The organism is Serpentinicella sp. ANB-PHB4 (assembly GCF_031432315.1).
Taxonomy (GTDB): Bacteria; Bacillota; Clostridia; order Peptostreptococcales; family Natronincolaceae; genus Serpentinicella.
The window spans coordinates 83,736-104,458 of sequence record NZ_JAVKGO010000006.1; the positions used below are offsets into that span (position 1 = coordinate 83,736).

The following is a 20,723-nucleotide window of genomic DNA, read 5'->3' on the forward strand; positions in this document are numbered from 1 at the left end:
TTTCATTATTCTGAATATAGTAATTAAGTTATCTTTTTCTGCAAATATAAGCGGATACCTCAAAATGAGGTACCCGCTTATGTTTTTAAATATTTTCTGCTAGCTCTAAGTCATCGCTAGGCATGGGTTTTTTAATTGTTAATGTTACAACAGCACCAATTATTGACAATATAGCTGCAATAATAAAGGTTGGCTTAAGTCCTCCCACATATGCAACAATCATAGGTCCAACTAATGCTGCAACACCATAGGCCTGATAAACCACACCGTAGTTTGCACCTAAATTTTTAATGCCATAAAATTCTCCTGTAATAGTTGGAAATACTGCGAGGAATCCGCCAAAGCAAAAGGCTATTCCTGCTACGGAAACAAAATAAGTAACAAAGTTTAAAGAAAGCACACTCATTATGACCATACATATTGCAGTGATAGAAAACATCATGAATACAACTTTTAATCTATCCATTCTATCTGATAAGGCTCCCCAGGAAAGTCTTCCCGCTGCATTAAATAGCGCAATCATAGATACTGCACTTGTAGCAACAACAGGATCAAGATTTGCTAATTCTACACCAATATCTTTTGCTAATCCAATCACTAACAAACCACTCATAGATCCCAATAAATATACAATCCATATTAAATAAAAAGCTTTAGTTTTAACCATTTCTAAAACTGTAAAGTTATTGCTATCAACTACTACATTGCTGGAGGACATACCCTGATCCCCAGGGACTCTGAGAAACTGTGCTCCTATTATTATTAGTATTGTATAAATTATTCCTAAATATAAGAAAGTTGCAGAAACGCCAGTTGCATCTAATAAATGCTGTATTACTGATTTAAAGACTAAACTACCTAGTCCAAATGCACCAACTGCAATCCCTGTAATAAATCCTTTCTTATCAGGAAACCATTTTATACATGTAGCCAGTGGGCATACATAAACAAAACCTACTCCTATCCCTGATATCACTCCGTAATAAATGTAAAGCTGCGTTGTGGAGGTTGCAGTGGATGATAACATTAAACCCACGCCATAAAATAGACCACCTATAGTGGCTACAATTTTAGGGCCAATTTTATCCTGAAGTCTGCCGGATAAAATTGTTACAAATGCAAAAACAAATATAATCAGCGAAAATGTAAACACAGTCTCACTATTTGTCCACCCAAACTTATCCATAAGGGGTTGGTTAAATAAACTCCAAGAATATATCGCCCCAACACATAATTGTAATAAAACAGCACCAAAAACAACAGACCAGCGATTTTCTAATATTTTTTTCATAAAACATCCCCTATCCCCAAAATTATTTTCTCCATTCATATAACATTAGGAAGGGTTTATTATTAACCCTTCCTAATGTGTATTACTTTTGTTATTTAAAAGTTAAGAGATATAGCATCTTTTGGACATGCTTTAGCACAAAGCCCGCAACCCTTGCATCGACTTTCAATTACTTCTACTTTTCTAGTTTCTTCGATAAAATCAAATACATTTGGTTCAGGACAAGCAAATATGCATAGTTTGCATCCGATACACTTTTCTTTATCTACCTTAGCCGAAACATACATAGTTATCTTACCTCCTGACCTTGTAACAGACTTTTATAATCAAATTCGTTAACTGCAGCTGCAGCCTCTTCCATTACATTCATATTCTTTTCTACTAGTTGAGCTACTTTATTATATTTACTCTTTAATACATCATCAAGGGCAGCAGTAGATCCTGATGCTACGAAACTACCACCATCAAATCTATCTTCAATTGCTACTCTTAGAGACTCATAGCTTACTAGATTAGTCGTTTTCATTAGACCACCAAGCATAGCCATATTTGTAGAAAGTTCTGTACCACCTACTTCTGTAGCTACTTTAGTTGCTGGCACATAAAATATCTTAACATTTAGTTTATCTAATGTACGCATTTCCTCTTGAGACAGTTTAAGTGGTGTATCTGAGTTAATTATGATTTTACCATTAGGCTTTAAACCATCAAAGAAAGGCATGGTATAACACTTACCCTTAGTAATAACATCTGGATGAAAAATCATAATAACATCTGGAGAAAGAATTTCTCCACGCTCATTAATTCGATCATCAGATATACGAACATAACTTTCTGCAGGAGCAAGTCTTTTTTCAGCCCCAAAGAAAGGATTTACTGTACTATACTTTTTATCACGGGTTGCAGCATCACCAAGTATGTGGGCAGCTGTAACAACCCCTTGACCTCCTAAACCGGACATCCTTATAGACATTTTTTCACTCATTATTTCTGACCCCCTTCTAGGCGATTCAGTAATTCTTGTACTTCTTCGGATATATACTCTTTTGTAGCATAAGTTCCATCTTTTTCTCTAGCTTTTATGGTATCTATTACTTCGTCTGGCTTAAGCTTGTAATTCGTTGGACATGGTCCATATACTTGCACATAAGTTGGTCCTACTTCTCGAGCTGTTAATATAGCTCTACGTACCATTTTTTCTAGAACTTTAGGTTTAGCAGGATTACATTTTCCTACATAACCACAACCGGATTTTTCAGCAATGTCTGTTAATTCAATCTTTTTGAAGTTCTTACCTTTTGGTGCCATGTTAAGTACTGATCCTTCTGTAGTCATTCCACTTTCTTGTCCACCTGTATTTGCATAAGCTTCATTATCTAACATAATTGTCGTAATGTTCTCTCCACGGAACCAAGAATGCATAACCATGTCAAGTCCGATATCTGCAGTTGCACCGTCTCCTGCTATTACAACTACATCCTTTGGTTTATTAGGAAATCTTAGTTTTAACGCTCTTTTTAATCCTGATGCTACTGCATTTTGATTTCCAAATACGGAGTGAATATTATGAACAGCTACTTGTGAAAAGGCTAATGCACTACATCCTGTCGATCCGACAATAATTGTATTTTCTGGATCTGGTAAAGAAGCCAAAATCATACGCATAGAAAGTGCTAACCCACACCCTGCGCAAAGCGGATGCTCTTCTATTAATTCCTTAAAATTCCCTAGATTTGAAACACCTACATCATCTCTACCAAATGGGCCCTGTTCAACTAGTTCCGTGTATTCTTTAGGCATGATATCCTCAAAACAAGGTGATATCTTCATAGGACTTTTACTCATACGGAACACCTCCTGATTTCATCTAAAATTAGTTCTACTGGCATCGTCATACCACCATATACTCTTGGTGCGCCAATAACCTTGTCAGAATCATTAACTACAGACTTAATCTCTCTGCTTAACCATCCTACTCTATTAAACTCAGGTACAATAACTGCTTTTGCATTCTTTGTTAATTCTCTAATTTCTTCTGTAGGGAAAGGTCTGATACTTTTTATTTTAACTAAACCAACGTTTAATCCTTCTTTTTTAGCAAGGGCAATTGCTTCTCTACTTTGTGAAACAGCGGTACCTGAAGCTACAATAAGAACGTCTGCATCTTCATTTTCACTTTCCACTAGTCCTCCTAAGTATTTGTGTATGTACTTACGAGCTCTTTGTGCTGCGGCATCCGTCTCTTGTTGCCATGAAGCATGGGCAGCATAACTAATAAAGTTACTTTTCATTACAAATGGATCACGCATCTGTCTTACTGGAGCATTTTCCATATCCATTACTGGTACTGGTGCACTATAAGCATCATAAGAAGGTAGTTTAATATCCTCTGGTGCAACTTCTATTGTTTCTCTAGTATGTGTTACAAAGAAACCATCAGCAAACACCCCTACTGGGATATGTACATCTGTTTTTTCCGCTATCATGAAAGCTTTTAAGGTCATGTCATATAAATCTTGAGCAGTTTCTGCATGTAGCATTAACATCCCTGTATCTAGCATAAATGACATTTCTATTGTATCTGGCTGAATAGTTAGAGGTGAGTTTATTCCTCTAGTTAAAAAAGTACAGACAATCGGTAACCTTGCACCAACCCATGTTGGAAACATTTCAAAGGCTCTTAATGTCCCAGGACCACCTGTTGCAGTAAAGGCTCTAGCTCCACCCATAGCTGCCCCTGCTACCTCAGACATTACCGCAAATTCATTTTCTCCACGAAAATATTCTTTAAGGTATCCTTCAGCATATATATCTCCTACTAAATGCATACTTTCCGATTGAGGCGTAATAGGATAAGAAATAGCTATATCAACATTTGCTCTTTTAATAGCTTCTTTTACAGCTTGACTTCCTGTAATAAATTTTTGCTCTCTTTCGGCTTCGAAAAATAAGTGTTCAGGTTCAACAACCCTTTGATTTTTCACTTAAGTCCCTCCTTTTTTGCTTTAATTATTTCATTTAGTTTTTTCATTTTATCTAAGTTAACATCTCTTAGAGATGCCATAGCATCTTCGTGACCTTCTTCACCACATAGTGCAACAGTATAGCAATTAGTTCCACCTCTAATTATTTTCAGTGCTATATTTGCATAGTGACAATGCACCCCTACAAATATGCAAAGATCTATATCATTGTGCCAAATAGTTAGATTTGGATGATTCGGATTAATTTCAATTTCAGGATTAATCATCGGATACTTTGGACGATAGTCCGGCATTGGTATAATCCTAGCCCCTGCGGTTTCTGCAAGTGCTTTTACTGCTTCTGCTTTTTCTTCTACTCCCTCTTTCCACGCCCATAATACAAGTGGCCCTGGGAAAAATACAGGATTTTTTGCAGCTAAAATCTTGTCTGCAATTGTTTCCATTGCTTCATCTTCCAAAACTATGCTTCCTTCTACTAATGCTTGTCCTGTTTCAGGTAATTTGACTCCCATAGTAGCAGCAGCTGGTGGAAGATATCCTTCAGGCCCAGCCTGAACTTGATATAAGTTATTAGACATGTACAATTCCTCCTACCTTTCTTTCTTAATTATTTGCTAATGCGTTTCCCACTTCTTAGTGGATTGTTTATACATAAGAGCAATATCTGTGCCAAAAACATCCTTAAAAATGGTTTTTTTTAAATAAAACGACATTTTACAACAATATTATTGAAAAATAGTTAAAAATTAATATTTGTTTTTGAATTATCTGATAATTTAGTTATTAATACTTTCTATTATTTGTTGAAATTTTTACTTGTTTTAAAATTTTTTAGTAATAAAATAATTTTAACATCTAAATTTGTTTGAAATTTATGCATTTTCTCTAAATCCGTTAATTTTTGCATAAAAAAAAGCCATATCTTTTATAAATGGCTTTTTTTATGTAATTGTTACGTGCAAAGATGCTATTTAATTATGTAGTTTTATAAAAAAACTTGTTCCATACTGGTCCGTTAAGACCTCAATGGCACCATTATATTTGTCTACAATTTTTTTTACATTAAACAACCCAAATCCACTACCTTTATCCCCTTTAGTAGTAAATCCTTTGTCAAACAGGTTATGCTTAATTTGATCGTCTATTTTAGGGCCTACATTAAAAATGTCGATTAAAACTTCACTTTTTTCTTTATATACATCTATTGCTATTTTCCGTTCACTGCGCTCTAGCTTTTTTACCTCGTAAATAGCATTATCAATTAAATTACCAAAAATATTTACTTTGTCTATTGGGTTAACAAATGCTAATGCTTCTATATCATAAAGATTTAATTCTAGAGTAATGTCTAGTTCTTTACATTGATACGCCTTGTTTTGTAGTAATGTATTCAGATATTGACAATCTTCACACACATCTATACTCTCGGTTTCATCGTATTTAAAAGCTTGGGTTAGTTCATTAATATAATCTATTGTCCGTTCTCTGTCATTCATTGCTACTAAACCCCATATGACTTGAAGATTATTCATAAAGTCGTGTTTTTGTCCCCGTAAAATATCATTATGCGCTTCCATTTGCTTTAATTTTTCTTGTTGGATTTTATAACGGTTTTCTTCGTCTATAATATTAAAGATGTTCTCTAACCAAAAAAGACTCAAGACTCCTATGACACCACTAATTAAGAGTGTTCCAAATACAAAGTTAGCTGTCCAAGTTATATTTATGTACTCATCGCCTATCAAGTCCCATTCGTTAACAATGTACATTGCAGAAATAAATAGTACTAGCGTAAGCTGAAGGGTTATAGTGTATATAATTATATTTTTTTTATTATTAACCAATAAACTTATGACTTTATTTTTCAAAACTTCACCAACTCAAAATTGTAATATGTATCTTATGCTATAGCTACCGCTTCTGTGTATATGTTTCAGTTATACATCTTAAACTTATTATTGTAATATAAACTATACATGTTTATTTGAAAAAATATCAAACTTTTTTAAAAGTTTTTTGCTGAGACCTTTGATTTTCTATGTTTAAATCTTCCTATTGCATATATCATAATCAACCCTAAATTTGATGTGAATAATATAACTAGTCTGTGAGCAAAAACAGTATCGGCACTTGCTACTGTAATACCTGTTATATGCATGATTGGGAAAGTAATTAATAATTCTGCTATTACTAGAGCAATGATCCATATAAATGCCATTAAAATACATTTAGACCATATAAGCTGTTTTATTAGCACTTTATACAAAAAAATTGTTATCATCATTAATAATACCGTATGGGTCATCATAGGTGCTATGGGCATAAAATAGGTGCGTATTAGATGTAATGCATTGCCATAAATAAACGTAAATATAATTTGTTCATTTAAACTACTTTTAACATTAAAAAGGCTCAAGGGGGCGATGAAGATGAGCCAAGCGTGTATAAAATTGGTTAAGTAAATCATAGCATGTGCCTCCTTTGGGTCTATTTAAAACTTACTTTTTAAATTTTGCTGGAAGTTCTGGTTGATGGAACGTAACTGATGATGCTGCTGCAATATTTGAAAAAGCAATAAAAGTTAAAGCTGTAATCATAAACCCTACTAATTTTTTCTTCATTTTATTTCCCCCTTTAAATTTCTCTTATCCCAAAAAAAATTAATTAGTAGCCAAAAAACCTATAGGTTATTGGCCATAGTGAAATACTTTGCCACAATAAACCAAAACAACTTGCTACTACTAACTGATGATTAAAATAATCCCCCTTGAAACCTAGACCCAATATTACTACCCAAATAAGTAAAAAAGAAAATGACAAAAATCTTAGTTTGCTTTTTTGTGCTTTTTCACTAATCGGTTTGCCTGGTGTATCAGCAGGTGCAAATAAATATAAACTAATTGTAGCAATCACAATTGTACTTATAAATAATACCCAGACATGTCCCACATTCATCATAGTACTTGTATAAACGGCAGCACTACCTATGGCATTAAATATAATCATGCCAAAAATTATACACTGTTTTTGACTTTTAGCATGGGCGCCACCGCTAGTTACTCTAAATAAGGAAGTTGTAATAGTAGCGGAGAAAACTGCTGTTAATGTCCCAAATAAATAGGCTGGAACGAGTATGGCAAGGTAACCTAAAATACTACCTATTAACAACTTATACCCAAATTGCAAAACTTCTAGATCTTCTTTTTCTAATCCCTTTTCCCTTGATACTTTTTCTATAAATTTTAAGCTCAAGTTTCTCTCTCCTTGCCATAAAACTTAGTTTCTATCTTTTAAAATCTAAAAATATACTTAAACTCCTTATATTTTAGTATATTATATATAGTTCTTTCGACAAATTTCTTTATTTTCCTTTCATTGTTAAAAATTTATTTATTAAAATAGGATAAAAATTATTCTGAATTGATATTTGATTGATTCTTTTTTATAACCATAATATAATAGTTATAGAATTAAATGCTGAAATGGAGGTTTATTATGTCGACTAGTATAGCGTTAAAGAAAATACAATTGAGTAACGATGAAACTTTAGCTTACAGGGAACGTACTGGGGGAGAGAAGATTCTAGTACTTGTTCATGGAAATATGAATTCTTCTATTCATTGGGATTTGCTTATAGAAAACTTACCTTCTGAGTATAAGGTATATGCTATTGATATGAGAGGTTTTGGTGATTCTACATATAATACACCAGCTGACGATATAAAGACCTATGCAGAAGATTTAAAGTTATTTGCAGATGCTTTGGACTTAAATAGCTTTGCTTTAGCTGGGTGGTCCTTAGGTGGGGCGGTTTGTATGCAATTCGCTGCAACATACCCAGGCTATGTTGATAAGTTAGTCCTTCTTGCTTCTGGAAATATTAAGGGCTATACTGCCTATAAGAAGAACTTCCTTAAAAAGCCTAAAATCGGTCAATATATTACATCAAAAGAGGACATTTATAAAGATATTAAAATGCTTATAAAAGCACTTAATAAAAGACGGAAATGGATTGTTAAAAAAGTAGCTGATTTTACCCTTTATAATCTTAATAAACCAACAGAGGAACACTATGATGCCTATATCGATGCTATGTTTAAACAAAGAAACCTTATCGATGTAAACTATGCCCTTATACACTTTAATATCTCTCATGAACATAATGGTGTAGAGCCTGGTACAGGGGAAGTGGATCAAATTACTGCTCCCACCCTTGTGCTACAAGGAGATAAAGATGTTGTTGTAAAAGTTGAAGTAGCAAAGGATATTGTATCCGGGATCGGTGATAACGCTCAGCTTCACATCTTAGAAGGATGTAGCCATAACCCTTTAGTCGATGATTTGGATAAAGTAATAAAGGCTTTTACAGATTTTATTTAAAATAATACTTAAAAAACAATATACATTTCATCACATCAAAAAAAAGATATCGGTTCCCCGATATCTTTTTTGATTGCTCTCAAATATTTTTTTATTTTTTATGTAATAAGAAAGCGCACTTTCCTATTATATGAAAAATACCAGCATAATCCCCTGGTATTTTAAAATTTATTTTCGATTAGAAAAGCCATTGCCTTTTCTACCATTTGCTTTATTTTTGCTTTTTATTACTTGCATTTTTTCTTCACTGTCTTTCATAAATCGGTTCATCTTATCTTCAAAAGACATTCCAGAACCAACGCTGTTCATATTTGACCAGTCAACCTCAGCTGGCTTCATTGATTTCTTTTTTGGTGGCGCAGCCTTTCTAATAGACAAACTAATTTTACCTTCATCATTTATGGATAGAACTTTTACTTTTACTTTTTGCTTGTCTTGTAAGTACTCCCTAATGTTTTTTACGTAATCATCAGCAACTTCAGAAATGTGTACTAGTCCCGTTTGCCCTCCTTCAAGTTCAACAAATGCACCAAAATTTGTAATTCCCGAAACGGTCCCCTCAACTATAACTCCTACATCCAATGGCATAAAGCTAAAATTCTCCTCCTTGATCGACTATGTAACGCCGAAATAATAATAAATTTTGAATTAAACAATTACTTGTATTATATCACATGAACGCTTAAAGGTACATACCTTTTCTTATATCATCTTGAAATATCGATATATAGTGTTTCCCCTTCACCGATCATTCTTAAGTGCTCCCTTGCATACTTTTCAATAAATTCATCAGTTTCTCCTAGGTCAATCGCCTCATTTAAAGCTTCTATTTCCTGCTCTGCTTTTTCAATTTCCATTTTAACTAAGGATTTTTGTTCTTCTAAATCTTTTAACTGTAGATGTTGTTGAAAGAAGGTATATCCATAATACACTAACAGAATGGCTAAAAAATAAAACTTTATTTTTCCTTTATTTTTTTTCTTCTTTTGCAACTTCATCCCTCCTCTAGTTTTTATGGATTATTTCTTCGTAAAATATAATTTCACGTTTCTTTTTGTTTTTATTATACTTTTATAGGGCATTTTTACAATTTTCTTTGACTTATAGTATACAGGCTTTGTTTTCTTTTTACAATAGGAATATGGCCCCTGAAATAGACATGCTACGACACGAAGTGGATATGTGACTAGTTTGAATAAATCTATTACAAAGGTTCTTATTGATTGCAGTATAAATAAAATTGTTTTTGTGATGGCTTTACTAAGTACATGGTAGTATGCGAAAGCTCCTAATATAAATCCTAAATAATTATAAAATCTGATAACGCCTTTATTACTCCATATTAAAATATAGAAAGCAATACAGGAAATAATTATCCAGAAAATTAAATCTTGTAGCATCGTTGCAATTTTTTTGGGGTTAAACACCAATCTAAATATTTTATAAATATCATACACAAAACCTATTAGTAATCCACCATATACACAGGCTAAAAATATGTATAGTTCTTGAGAAACACTATAAAGATGCATGTCCTCACCTCCGTATTTCTTTATTTAATTAGTGTATGCTTTTAATAATCAATGTGTTACTAATTAGAAAAAAATTAGCTGTGCGAAAAATCGCCACAGCTATTTAAACATTTTACCAAAGAAACTAGACCCCTTGGCGCCAAATCCCTCACGGTCACTGTAAATCAAAGAGTTAATCTTTCCCCTAATCATTACATTTCCATCCTCTAGATTAAGCTTTTTTACATCTAACGCTTGACCTTTAACGGTTAGAACGCCTCCTGCGGTTTCAAGTATTACTGTTTCATCATTAAAACTTTCTACATGTACTACACCAGATAAATTTAATTTTTCTCTGCTCTCTAAGGCTAAACTATGCCTTGTATGCCGCTCAGTTCTTCGTTCTTCCAAAAAATCACCCCCTATGAAGACCTATACCATACTTTCTTATACTCATTTTTATGTCTATTTAAATGGGATTAGAACTTGCACCATTCATTCACAAATAAAAAAACATCTTGAGTTACTAACTCAAGATGTTCTTCTTCATTCCCATAGCTGCACTACATTTATATCTTTAAAGTAATGCTTAACAATTTCTTCACCAACGCTTCCTTCTTCTGCAAGTTGATATGCACCCCACTGGCTCATCCCAACACCGTGTCCATATCCTGTTCCACTTATTGATACTTGATCTCCTTCTACTGCAACATTTTCTATAAAAGTAGACTTCATTCGGGTACTCCCGATTGCTATTCTAAATCCAGGAGCTGAAACTTCTGCTTCACCAATTTGAATCATTGTTGCTCTACCTGATGGTCCTGTCTCAATTACTTCTATTGTGCTAAAGTCTCCAACCTCTTCACCAAGTTCTTGTACAGCGGCAATTATCTCATCTTTTGAGAATGTTTCTGTCCAATTCGCATCTTCCTCTGGTGCTTCTGGGGAATCTGGAGACTCGACTACGTGTACGTAGGGGGGCTCTTCTTCATCATAATCTAATCCCTCTTGTGCTGTCGCAGTTTGTCCTCCTGCGTGTGCATGAAACCAAGCGTTTATATATTGGTTGTCATATACAGCAACCATCCCTCGACTCTCTTGAACTGCTTGTTCTATTCTTTCGTTAACCTCTTCTTCCTTCCAAGCTTGAGCTTCTTCTATATCCGTAGATATATGTGCGCCTTCATGCTTAGACTTACCATCAGCAATAAATCCCATTGCGTAGGTCCTTGCTAAAATTGCCTGTGCTTTTAAAGCTTCTAAAGGAAAATCATTATTCATTTCGGCTGCTAGAACCCCATTTAGATATTCTTCAAATGCCATTTCTCTTATTTCTCCAGTTTCTGCAATATAAACATTTAGCATCGGTTCCTGTCCTTCCCCTTGACTAATTTCTTCAGGAATCGCCGGCATTTCAGCTGGTTGTTCATCTTGCCCTTCTATTTCAGGTCTTTGCTCTGGTCTACACGCTGCCAATATTATTGTTAAAACAATAAGTAAGACTATCAATTTTCTATATTTACTGTTAATCATGGAAATCCTCCTTTTTTCTTGGATTTATTATTATTATTTGAAAAAAGGAGTTTCCTATTCCAGTTCTTTTTATTACTTTTATAAAATTTTAAACATATCCTTTGCTGCTTCTTTCCTTACATGCTCTACAACGCTAGTTATTTCTGCTTTTACACTTTTATCTCCAAATTTTATTTCAATTTGGTCCCCTACTTTTACTTCTGTTCCTGGTTTAGCTATTTTATTATTAATTAGTACACGATCTTTTTCGCAAGCCTCCTTAGCTACACTTCGGCGCTTAATAAGTCGTGAGACTTTTAAATATTTATCTAAACGCACTGATCATCATCTCCCACGTTAATAAAGTAAAATATATAAGTTGAATCTGTAATCTATTTTGCGAATTTATTTTTTAATATAATTTAATATAACAAATAAAAAATCAGGGGTTATCCCTGATTTTTATTTGTTATATTAGTCGTTTATTTTTTCTTTTAAAGTTTTCCCTGCTTTGAAAACTGGTGCTTTAGATGCAGGAATCTCAATTACTTGCTCAGGGTCTCTCGGATTTCTACCTTGTCTTGGTTTTCTTTCTCTTACTTCAAAAGTCCCGAATCCAACTAATTGTACTTTTTCTCCATCAATTAGTGCTTCTTCAACACTTTCCATAAATGCGTTTAATGCAGTTTCTGCATCTTTTTTCGTTAGTTCACCTTTGTCAGCCATCTTAGCAACTAAATCTGCTTTGTTCATAAGTATAAACCTCCTTGAATTTAGAATACGTATAGTCATATTCTCTGTAAATTTGTAAAATCCTCTTTTTTAAACAATTTTTATTTAATATTGCAATAGAAAGAGTAAATTATTCACATTATAGTATTTTTATTGTAATATGTCAACAAATAAGCAAGTATTTTCAATGTGTTTATAATTATATGAGTTTAAAATGTCTTAAAACTTTTATTATTTTTTTACTTCCTGGTAATAATTCTAACTCTACTTGCCCTAGGGTTTTTGTTTTAAGAAGCATAATTCCATAGGTTATTCCACCTATTACAATTGATGATAGTGTAGCTATTGTATTACCTAAAAACGGGTATAACTGATGGTATACAATAAGTACTATTAGTCCCATAATTCCTGCAGATAAAATTGGCTTTAATAGAAACTCTCGCTTTGAAAATACCACTCCGGTCTCTTTTTTTACTGCTATCAGATTTAACGTAAAGGCAACAAAGTAAGCACTTACTGTTCCAATGGCACCACCCAAAACATTAATTATTTCAATACCTGTTAAGATATAAGTGATTACTAATTTTACGCCAGCACCAATAATTAAATTTCTTACAGGAATGTGTGGTTTGCCTAAACCTTGAAGAACACCAGTTAAAGTTTGTACTTGGGTCAAAAATATTACCGCCCAAGACAAAAACAATAAAATTCGTCCTACGCTTGCTGGCTCATCTGGAAAAAGCATGGCCATAATTGGATGGGATAAGGTTGCCAAACCTACAGCAGCAGGCAACCCTATCAAAAGTGCCAGTTTAACTGCTGATTTTGTATCTTCTCTGACATCATCCCACTTGCCAATCTCTGCAGATTCAGAAATAACTGGAACAACACTCATTGCTATTGCTACGGTTATTACCTGTGGAAAATTAACCATGGTCGTTGCCATTCCAGAGAGCTGACCAAACAAGCTATTTGCTTCTTCTGTAGTGAATCCTATATCTTGTAACCTTCTTATAACCACAATTGTATCTAACATGTTGATTAATGGCATTACGGCTGCACCAATGGAAATAGGTATAGATATTTTTAAAATATTTTTTATAATTTGTTTTGTTCTCTCTTCTTCTACTTGAATATGTTCTATATCCCTTGGTATAATACTATTTTTTTGTTTTTGATATATGTAAAGCATAATAACTAACCCAAATAAACCTCCTGCGGTAGCGCCAAATGATGCCCCTGCTGCCGCAAAGCGCACGTCTAGTTTATTGAGTAACACTACAGCTAAGGTTAACCCAATCGTAACCCTTGCAAGCTGCTCTACAACTTGGGAAGTGGCTGTAGGTTTCATATTTTTCATCCCTTGAAAATAGCCTCTAAATGCGGCAAGTAAACATATGAATATCAATGCAGGGGCTAAAGCCATTACTGCATAATAAGCATTTGGGTTTTTAAATATTTCATTTACTAAATAAGATGTAATTAATGCGAATACAATCGTTCCAACTAAACCTAACCCTAGTAATAAGAAAAAAGCGGTTTTAAAAACTTTATGGGCACCCTTATAGTCTCCCTTAACCCTTTTCTCTGATACAAGCTTAGAAATAGCTGTTGGTAATCCTGCTGCAGTAAAAGCTAATAGAAAGTTAAATACTGAATACCCAGCTTGATAGTAACCTAATCCTTCAGATCCGATGATCCTTCCTAATGGGATTCTAAAAAATGCACCTATAAATTTTACAATTATTCCGGCCATTCCTAGTATAAATGCGCCTTTAATAAAAGAATTTTTCAACTTCCTAGCCTCCACTCTCCTATTCTACATATCGATTTATTATATCAAAATAAAGTTAAAAAAAATAGCCCCGGATCACGGAGCTAATGCTTTTTTACTGTTCCATTTGTTTAGACAAAAAGGACGATGCCGTTGTGGCAATTTTTTTCTCTAATTCTCCCATAGATATACCGTTTTCCTTTGAACAAAGGATAACAGCTCCTATAGGATCTCCGTGAGTAACAATTGGTGCAATTACTTGAGCAGTATACTTGCTTTCATCACCTTCATCTGAAGTTATAGCAACAAATCTGTCTCCTTGATTTAACAGCTGGACCTCTCTATCTTCCATCATTCTTTCAAGTTGTTTGCTTACACGTCTTTCCATGTAGTCTTTCTTTGATCCACCTGCAACTGCGATCACCGTATCTCTGTCAGCTATTATTGCAACATGATTTAATGCTTCGTTAAGTGATTCAACGTATTCTGTAGCAAATTCGCTCAACTCACCAATAGGAGAGTATTTTTTCAGTATTACCTCTCCCTCTCTGTCAGTAAATATTTCAAGAGGGTCGCCTTCTCTTATCCTCAATGTTCTTCTTATTTCTTTAGGAATAACAACTCTCCCTAAATCATCAATTCGCCTTACAATTCCAGTTGCCTTCAATACGTTTCCCTCCTAAATAAGTAAAATTTTAGTGTAATCATAGTATTTTACCAAAGGTTATTTTTTATTCACGAGGAAAAATTTTGATTCCTTCCATATTATTCAATTTACAAGTCAAAGAATTAACTTATATCTTTAATTAATTTTAAAATAGATAGTCAGGTAATTTAGAAAATAACACACTTCATCATCTTATAGAGCTATCTATAAAAACAAGTCGTTAATTTAAAGATAAAGGATATATTTTTTTATAGTACAAAAACAAACTTATATATTACATAAAAAAATAGTGGAGGGTGTTGTCCCCCACTATTTTTTATAGATTGCTTCTAGTTGTTATTTCAGCGTTTTCCATTAAGTCAATTATATGGTGCTGGAAAGCTTCTTGTTTTAATTCATTTTTTATAAACGCTACTTCTTCTTCAAATTCTGATACTTCATTAATTCTATTTTCTACTAATATTACATGATACCCAAAGTCTGTTTTAACTGGTTCACTACTTGTTTCTCCACTATCCATTGAGAATACAGCTAATTCGAACTCTGGTACCATTTGACCTCTACCAAATTCTCCAAGATAACCTCCAGATTCATTAGCATTAGGTTCAATAGAATATTCTTTTGCTAATTCTTCAAAATCTTCTCCATTATTAATTCTTTCTATTAATGCTTCAGCTAATTCTTTCTCTTCTACAAGAATGTGTCTTGCTTCTACTTGATCAACTGTAAAATAGTCAATATTTTCATCATAGAATTCACGAACTTCTTCGTCGGATATTTCTAGTTCGTCCATATAACTTGTTGCATATCTTTCAGTTAGTAATTCTCTTCTAAAGAACTCTTTTGTAAAAGTTTCATCCCAACCATATTCCTCTAATGCAGTTTGGAAGTTTTCATCCTCTGCTATTGAATATAGAAATGACTCATATTCTGCATCTACTTGAGTGTCGGTAACTTCAACACCACTTTCAAGCGCGTTTTGTGTTACAACTTCCTTAAAAATCATTTGCTCCAAAACACTTTCTTTAATACGATCTAACAAAGTTACGCCCTCTATCTCTTGAGACAATGCTTCTGGCCCTAGCTGATTTTCATAGTTTAACTTTTGTAGTGCTAATAATTTATTAAATTCTTCTAAAGAAACGACTTCTTCATTTACTACCGCTACTGCATCACTTGGTAAATCTGCCTCTTTATCTGTTGGGTATAATGAAGCGCATGCTGATAATACAGTTACCAATATCATAATCCCTGCCATGGCTAATACAACTTTTTTATTTATAGCCTTATTCATCACAATACTTCCTCCTCACTAATGTAAACCATCTGTATATTATACAGGATTTTTGCCCATTTTTCAAGACAGTACCCCTTCAATAATCTTTCTTAAATCTTTGAGTATATCTTCTTGATCTATTCCTTTTTTTATTTTATAGATAAAATATGGCTGTTCCTGGGCATGAAAGGTAAGTTTGAATTTAAATTTATTTAATACATTTGAAATTTCTTCTAAAGAAACACGATTTAAGTCTTTAAATTGTATTGTAATATCATTGTCTTTTTGCTGAATAGATTGAACTCCCATCTTTTGTGCAAGGGCTTTTATATATGATATTTGCAGTAAATTCCGAACACTAGTAGGAATATCCCCATACCGATCCTCTATTTCCTCTTCTATATCATACATATCTTGTAGTTCCCTGATAAGCGCTATTTTTTTATATACTTCAATTTTTTGACTATGGTTTTTTATAAATCTTTCAGATATAAAAGCATCGATATTAACTTCAATTAAAGTATCTTCATATTTTTCTACTTTTTCACCTTTTAGTTCTGCCATGGTCTCTTCCAATAGCTTTACATATAGGTCATAGCCTATAGCCGACATATGTCCATGTTGTTGTGCCCCTAATAAGTTACCTGAACCCCTAATTTCTAAATCTCTCATAGCTATTTTAAACCCAGAACCAAACTCGGTAAATTCTTTTATTGCTTTCAATCGTTTTTCAGATGCTTCTGATAACATTTTATCTCGCTCAAACATTAAATACGCATAACTCTGTCGATTTGATCGACCTACCCGTCCCCTTAACTGGTAAAGCTGTGATAAACCTAATTTATCTGCATCATGTATAAGAATCGTATTTACATTTTGTATGTCTAAACCAGTTTCAATAATGGTAGTGCAAACGAGTATGTCATATTCACGATAATAAAAATCAAGCATTAGCTTTTCTAGCTGACGCTCACCCATTTGTCCATGGGCTACAGCTACTCTCATTTGGGGCATTAAATTAGTTATTCTATTGGCAATGGCATGAATTCCTTGTACACGGTTATACACATAAAATACCTGTCCACCCCTATTGACTTCCCTTGTAATTGCATCAATTATTAATGCCTCATTAAAGGGAGATACATATGTTTGTACAGGATACCTTTCCTCCGGTGGATCTTCTATTACACTCATATCTCTTATTCCGATTAATGACATATGTAAGGTTCTGGGTATCGGTGTAGCGGTCAGTGTAAGTACATCTATGGATTGCTTTAGTTGTTTTAATACTTCTTTATGCTTTACCCCAAATCGCTGTTCTTCATCGATTATTAGTAGTCCTAGATTTTTGAATTTTAAATCTTTTGATAGTATACGATGGGTACCGATTATTACATCTACCTTGTTTTCTTCTGCTTCTTTCAGTATTTTCTTCTGCTGTATTGGGGTTTTAAATCGACTTAACATCTCTACCTTTACTGGAAATTTACTAAAGCGCTGTTTAAAATTATTATAATGCTGCTGAGCTAAAATTGTTGTCGGTACTAAAAATGCTACTTGTCTTCCATCCATAACACTTTTAAAGGCGGCTCGTATAGCAACTTCTGTCTTTCCATAGCCCACATCACCACAAAGGAGCCTATCCATTGGCTTTTCTGACTCCATATCTTTTTTAACTTCTGCAATTGATTTTAACTGATCAGGTGTTTCTTCATAGGGGAACATGTATTCAAATTCTTTTTGCCACTCAGTATCTTCTGAGAATGCATATCCTTTTTGTTCTTGTCTTTGAGCATACAGCTTCAACAAGTCCTCTGCCATGTCCTCAATTGCTTTTTTAACTTTATGCTTTGTTTTCGCCCACTCTGTTCCACCTAATTTATTTAACTTTGGTTTTCGATCATCTCCACCAATATATTTTTGGATTAAGTCCATCTGATCTGTAGGAACATACAAACTGTCTTGGCCAAAATAACTTATTTTAAGATAATCTTTTTTTACACCCTCAACCCTTAATTGCTCTATGCCTTCGTATTTACCTATTCCATGTCCTTCATGTACCACTAAGTCCCCAACTTTTAAATCTATAAAGGATTTAATTGGAGCGGCATTTTTCATTTTTTTTGCATGTTTTTTCTTTTTTTGCACACCAAAAATTTCATAGTCGGTAATGACAATGAATTTTTCCTGGACATATTCAAACCCTTTTTGTACGTGGCCAACTAGAATATTAACCTGTTGTTCTTGAATCACTTGATTGTCTTTTGTTAAAAATTGCACTGATATATTATTATTTTTTAGTTCTTCTAATAAATTTAAAGCCTTATCTTTAGTAGATAGCAACAATACTACTTTGTACTTATTTTGAAGGTATAGATTCAGTTGTTCTTTTAAGATATCGATCTTGCCATGAAACATTTGAACCGGTCTTGTTAAAACCTGTTGTATTTCCTTATATTCAAAAACTGGATTTTGTGGTAATAAACTTAGCAATATAAGCCTACGTTTTTGTATCTCCATCAGTAGTTCATTAAGGTTTACCATCATATTGCCTTGGGTTGGTAGTACCTCTCCAGTTTCAAGAAGATTGTTAAAATAGGATCTGAAATTTTCAATTGCTTCTTGTCCCATTGATTTTATACGATTGGGTTCATCTATAAATAGAATAGCCTCACGATCTATGTAATCTAATAAAGATATATCCTGCTTTTGTACGTAAGGATAGAATGTTTCTATTCCATTAAAATTAGATGTATTTTCTAACTTTTCTATATAACTATTTATTTTCTTTTCTAAAACCTGTCCTTTTTCTTCTTCAATAGTTTTTAACCTTTTTTCTAATTCTTTTCTTATGCCTTGAATCATCAATATCCTATCTTCTTTTTCTATAACTGTTTGTGCAGCAGGATATATGTCAACTGACTCCCGACGACTGACGGATTTTTGTGTATCTACTTCAAACCCTCTTATTGAATCAATTTCGTCATCAAATAACTCTATACGTATTGGTTCCTTTTCCGTCATTGGGTAAACATCAAGTATCCCGCCTCTAAGACTGTACTCCCCTTTTGCCTCTACCATCTCTACGGATTCATAACCTTGAACCGTTAAGGTTTCTAGTATATTCTCTAACTCAATCGTTTCTCCTACACAAAATTTCAATTGAAAATTTTTATACACATCCGGATTTGGTAATTTAAATAAAAGGGCCTCTATTGTTGTAATAATAATACAAGGCTCCTTGGCCAGCAGTTTTTTAAGTACGTTTACCCTTGTTTCCTGTCCTTCATCAGTCATTGCTTCCATTCGATGATAGAGTATATCTTTTTTCGGAAAAAATACTGCCTTGTCGTCTAAATAAATACTTAAGTCCTCATAAATTTGACGGGCTTCTAGCTCTGTGTGGGTTACGATGCACACTTGTTGCTGGATGTCTTCAAATAAACAGGAAATAAAATGGCCTTTTTGTACTTCTATAAGGCCCTGAAGTATAGTAGGCAACTTGTTACTCTGAATGTTATCCATCAGTTGTTGATAGGCTATTGATTGTTTTATAGGATTTAATAAAGCTTGATACAACATTTTACACCATCCATTAAAAGTTAATTAGATTTTATTTGTGATATACCAATTCCAAGTGCTGTGAAAAATCCAGGCGACTAAAATACCTAGCAATGCTCTTTGTGTGGTTGTGTAAATTAAAAAAGTAACACTACCAAAGAATGTATGACTAATCACACTTGCCAGGGCAGCCCACTTACCAATTTTTTTGTTTGAGTAAATATAATCGTATATGCCCTCTATACAACCAAATACAAAGTGTACACCAATAAAGTTAGTTTTTAGTACAATAGCTGCTGTACTCTTAGCCATTTCCTCTATAAAGGGGATAAGAACAATCAATGCCCTATCCCCTAGTTTTGTTAGCATAAGCTTATTTAATATATAAGAAAATCCAGCGGAAAATATACCTGCAATCAAAATTCTAATCATGATCTTGCTCCTTAAAATGTAATCTTATTTACATTTTGCATATTATCCGTTATATTTATTCATTGCAATCTCAATTCCATCTTTTATAAAAGACGTTAAAGCATCAGAAGATTTCTTAACCGCTTCCTCCATTAATGGAACTTCTTCTTTTGTAAACTTCCCGAGTACAAAGTTTACAAGGTCGCCATGTGGTGGCCGACCTACGCCGATACGTATTCTTGGAAACCGATCGGTTTGTATATTATACAGAATTGATTTCATTCCGTTATGGGTTCCGGCACTTCCCTTTTGCCTAATTCTTACTGCTCCCACATTTAAATCAATATCATCATATATAACCATTAGCTTCTCAGGTTCTACTTTATAGTAATTCATAATATCCTGTACACTTTCACCACTCAAGTTCATATATGTTTGGGGCTTAACGAGAAGAACCTTTTCTCCGAAGATTCTTCCTTCTCCTATTAAAGCCTTATGTTTTAATTTAGTAATAGCTATATTATGGTTTGCAGCAAAAATATCTATTGTATCAAAACCAATATTGTGGCGTGTGCCATCGTACTTATTTCCTGGGTTTCCTAGTCCAACCAAGACATACATATG

24 protein-coding genes are annotated in these 20,723 nt (G+C 33.5%); 1 reads left to right on the forward strand and 23 read right to left on the reverse strand.

Annotated features, from left to right (window positions below):
• Window positions 1–85: 85 nt before the first annotated feature.
• The 10 genes from RH915_RS06655 to RH915_RS06700 form a co-directional block, all read right to left on the reverse strand.
• The gene (locus RH915_RS06655) at window positions 86–1,291 is read right to left on the reverse strand and encodes an L-lactate MFS transporter (protein ID WP_310478774.1); all 1,206 of its coding nucleotides are present in this window, start codon (window positions 1,289–1,291) and stop codon (window positions 86–88) included.
• A 95-nt stretch (window positions 1,292–1,386) separates the two neighbouring features.
• Window positions 1,387–1,578 carry a 4Fe-4S binding protein gene (locus RH915_RS06660; RefSeq protein WP_310478776.1) on the reverse strand — a complete coding sequence of 64 codons (192 nt, stop codon included), beginning with the start codon at window positions 1,576–1,578 and terminating at the stop codon, window positions 1,387–1,389.
• A gap of 2 nt (window positions 1,579–1,580) precedes the next feature.
• Complete coding sequence (locus tag RH915_RS06665; RefSeq protein ID WP_310478777.1) at window positions 1,581–2,276, reverse strand: 2-oxoacid:acceptor oxidoreductase family protein; 696 nt, start codon at window positions 2,274–2,276, stop codon at window positions 1,581–1,583.
• On the reverse strand, window positions 2,276–3,136 hold the full coding sequence (locus RH915_RS06670) for a thiamine pyrophosphate-dependent enzyme (RefSeq protein ID WP_310478778.1): 861 nt from the start codon (window positions 3,134–3,136) through the stop codon (window positions 2,276–2,278). The genes RH915_RS06665 and RH915_RS06670 overlap by 1 nt, the downstream gene beginning before the upstream one ends.
• Window positions 3,133–4,275, reverse strand: coding sequence for a transketolase C-terminal domain-containing protein (locus tag RH915_RS06675; protein WP_310478779.1), 1,143 nt, complete (start codon window positions 4,273–4,275; stop codon window positions 3,133–3,135). The genes RH915_RS06670 and RH915_RS06675 overlap by 4 nt, the downstream gene beginning before the upstream one ends.
• Complete coding sequence (locus RH915_RS06680) at window positions 4,272–4,853, reverse strand: carbon monoxide dehydrogenase beta subunit family protein (protein WP_310478780.1); 582 nt, start codon at window positions 4,851–4,853, stop codon at window positions 4,272–4,274. Before RH915_RS06680 ends, RH915_RS06675 begins: the two co-directional genes overlap by 4 nt.
• Before the next feature lie 393 nt (window positions 4,854–5,246).
• Entirely contained in the window at window positions 5,247–6,143 is an 897-nt protein-coding gene (locus tag RH915_RS06685) for a sensor histidine kinase (RefSeq protein ID WP_310478781.1), read from the reverse strand.
• 137 nt (window positions 6,144–6,280) lie between these two features.
• Window positions 6,281–6,742 carry a hypothetical protein gene (locus RH915_RS06690; RefSeq protein WP_310478782.1) on the reverse strand — a complete coding sequence of 154 codons (462 nt, stop codon included), beginning with the start codon at window positions 6,740–6,742 and terminating at the stop codon, window positions 6,281–6,283.
• 31 nt (window positions 6,743–6,773) lie between these two features.
• A complete protein-coding gene (locus tag RH915_RS06695) occupies window positions 6,774–6,896 on the reverse strand; it encodes a cyclic lactone autoinducer peptide (protein WP_310478783.1) in 123 nt (40 codons plus the stop codon).
• 43 nt (window positions 6,897–6,939) lie between these two features.
• Window positions 6,940–7,527, reverse strand: a complete 588-nt coding sequence (locus tag RH915_RS06700) for an accessory gene regulator ArgB-like protein (RefSeq protein ID WP_310478784.1) — start codon at window positions 7,525–7,527, stop codon at window positions 6,940–6,942.
• Between the two features lie 243 nt (window positions 7,528–7,770).
• Between RH915_RS06700 and phaZ the strand changes: the two genes are divergently transcribed.
• Window positions 7,771–8,655 (forward strand): intracellular short-chain-length polyhydroxyalkanoate depolymerase, encoded by an 885-nt coding sequence (gene phaZ, locus RH915_RS06705; protein WP_310478786.1) that lies wholly within the window; start codon window positions 7,771–7,773, stop codon window positions 8,653–8,655.
• A gap of 168 nt (window positions 8,656–8,823) precedes the next feature.
• On the opposite strand, the gene RH915_RS06710 is transcribed toward phaZ, so the two are convergent.
• The 13 genes from RH915_RS06710 to pth all read right to left on the reverse strand — a co-directional run bounded on the left by RH915_RS06710 (window position 8,824) and on the right by pth (window position 20,720).
• The gene (locus tag RH915_RS06710; protein WP_310478788.1) at window positions 8,824–9,243 is read right to left on the reverse strand and encodes a S1 domain-containing RNA-binding protein; all 420 of its coding nucleotides are present in this window, start codon (window positions 9,241–9,243) and stop codon (window positions 8,824–8,826) included.
• A 119-nt stretch (window positions 9,244–9,362) separates the two neighbouring features.
• Entirely contained in the window at window positions 9,363–9,647 is a 285-nt protein-coding gene (locus RH915_RS06715) for an FtsB family cell division protein (RefSeq protein WP_310478789.1), read from the reverse strand.
• Window positions 9,648–9,674: 27 nt separating this feature from the next.
• The gene (gene yabQ / locus RH915_RS06720; protein ID WP_310478791.1) at window positions 9,675–10,187 is read right to left on the reverse strand and encodes a spore cortex biosynthesis protein YabQ; all 513 of its coding nucleotides are present in this window, start codon (window positions 10,185–10,187) and stop codon (window positions 9,675–9,677) included.
• A gap of 99 nt (window positions 10,188–10,286) precedes the next feature.
• Entirely contained in the window at window positions 10,287–10,577 is a 291-nt protein-coding gene (gene yabP / locus RH915_RS06725; RefSeq protein ID WP_310478793.1) for a sporulation protein YabP, read from the reverse strand.
• 135 nt (window positions 10,578–10,712) lie between these two features.
• Window positions 10,713–11,699 (reverse strand): SpoIID/LytB domain-containing protein, encoded by a 987-nt coding sequence (locus RH915_RS06730; RefSeq protein WP_310478795.1) that lies wholly within the window; start codon window positions 11,697–11,699, stop codon window positions 10,713–10,715.
• Between the two features lie 78 nt (window positions 11,700–11,777).
• Entirely contained in the window at window positions 11,778–12,017 is a 240-nt protein-coding gene (locus RH915_RS06735; protein WP_310478797.1) for an RNA-binding S4 domain-containing protein, read from the reverse strand.
• Between the two features lie 135 nt (window positions 12,018–12,152).
• On the reverse strand, window positions 12,153–12,431 hold the full coding sequence (locus RH915_RS06740; RefSeq protein ID WP_310478798.1) for an HU family DNA-binding protein: 279 nt from the start codon (window positions 12,429–12,431) through the stop codon (window positions 12,153–12,155).
• A 178-nt stretch (window positions 12,432–12,609) separates the two neighbouring features.
• The gene (locus tag RH915_RS06745; RefSeq protein ID WP_310478799.1) at window positions 12,610–14,205 is read right to left on the reverse strand and encodes a putative polysaccharide biosynthesis protein; all 1,596 of its coding nucleotides are present in this window, start codon (window positions 14,203–14,205) and stop codon (window positions 12,610–12,612) included.
• Window positions 14,206–14,299: 94 nt separating this feature from the next.
• Entirely contained in the window at window positions 14,300–14,851 is a 552-nt protein-coding gene (spoVT, locus tag RH915_RS06750) for a stage V sporulation protein T (protein WP_310478801.1), read from the reverse strand.
• A gap of 316 nt (window positions 14,852–15,167) precedes the next feature.
• Complete coding sequence (locus RH915_RS06755) at window positions 15,168–16,145, reverse strand: peptidylprolyl isomerase (RefSeq protein WP_310478882.1); 978 nt, start codon at window positions 16,143–16,145, stop codon at window positions 15,168–15,170.
• 63 nt (window positions 16,146–16,208) lie between these two features.
• Entirely contained in the window at window positions 16,209–19,709 is a 3,501-nt protein-coding gene (gene mfd / locus RH915_RS06760) for a transcription-repair coupling factor (protein WP_310478803.1), read from the reverse strand.
• Window positions 19,710–19,733: 24 nt separating this feature from the next.
• The gene (locus tag RH915_RS06765; protein ID WP_310478806.1) at window positions 19,734–20,120 is read right to left on the reverse strand and encodes a hypothetical protein; all 387 of its coding nucleotides are present in this window, start codon (window positions 20,118–20,120) and stop codon (window positions 19,734–19,736) included.
• A gap of 42 nt (window positions 20,121–20,162) precedes the next feature.
• Window positions 20,163–20,720: an aminoacyl-tRNA hydrolase gene (gene pth, locus RH915_RS06770; protein ID WP_310478807.1), complete on the reverse strand. Its 558-nt coding sequence runs from the start codon at window positions 20,718–20,720 to the stop codon at window positions 20,163–20,165.
• Between the last annotated feature and the right edge of the window lie 3 nt (window positions 20,721–20,723).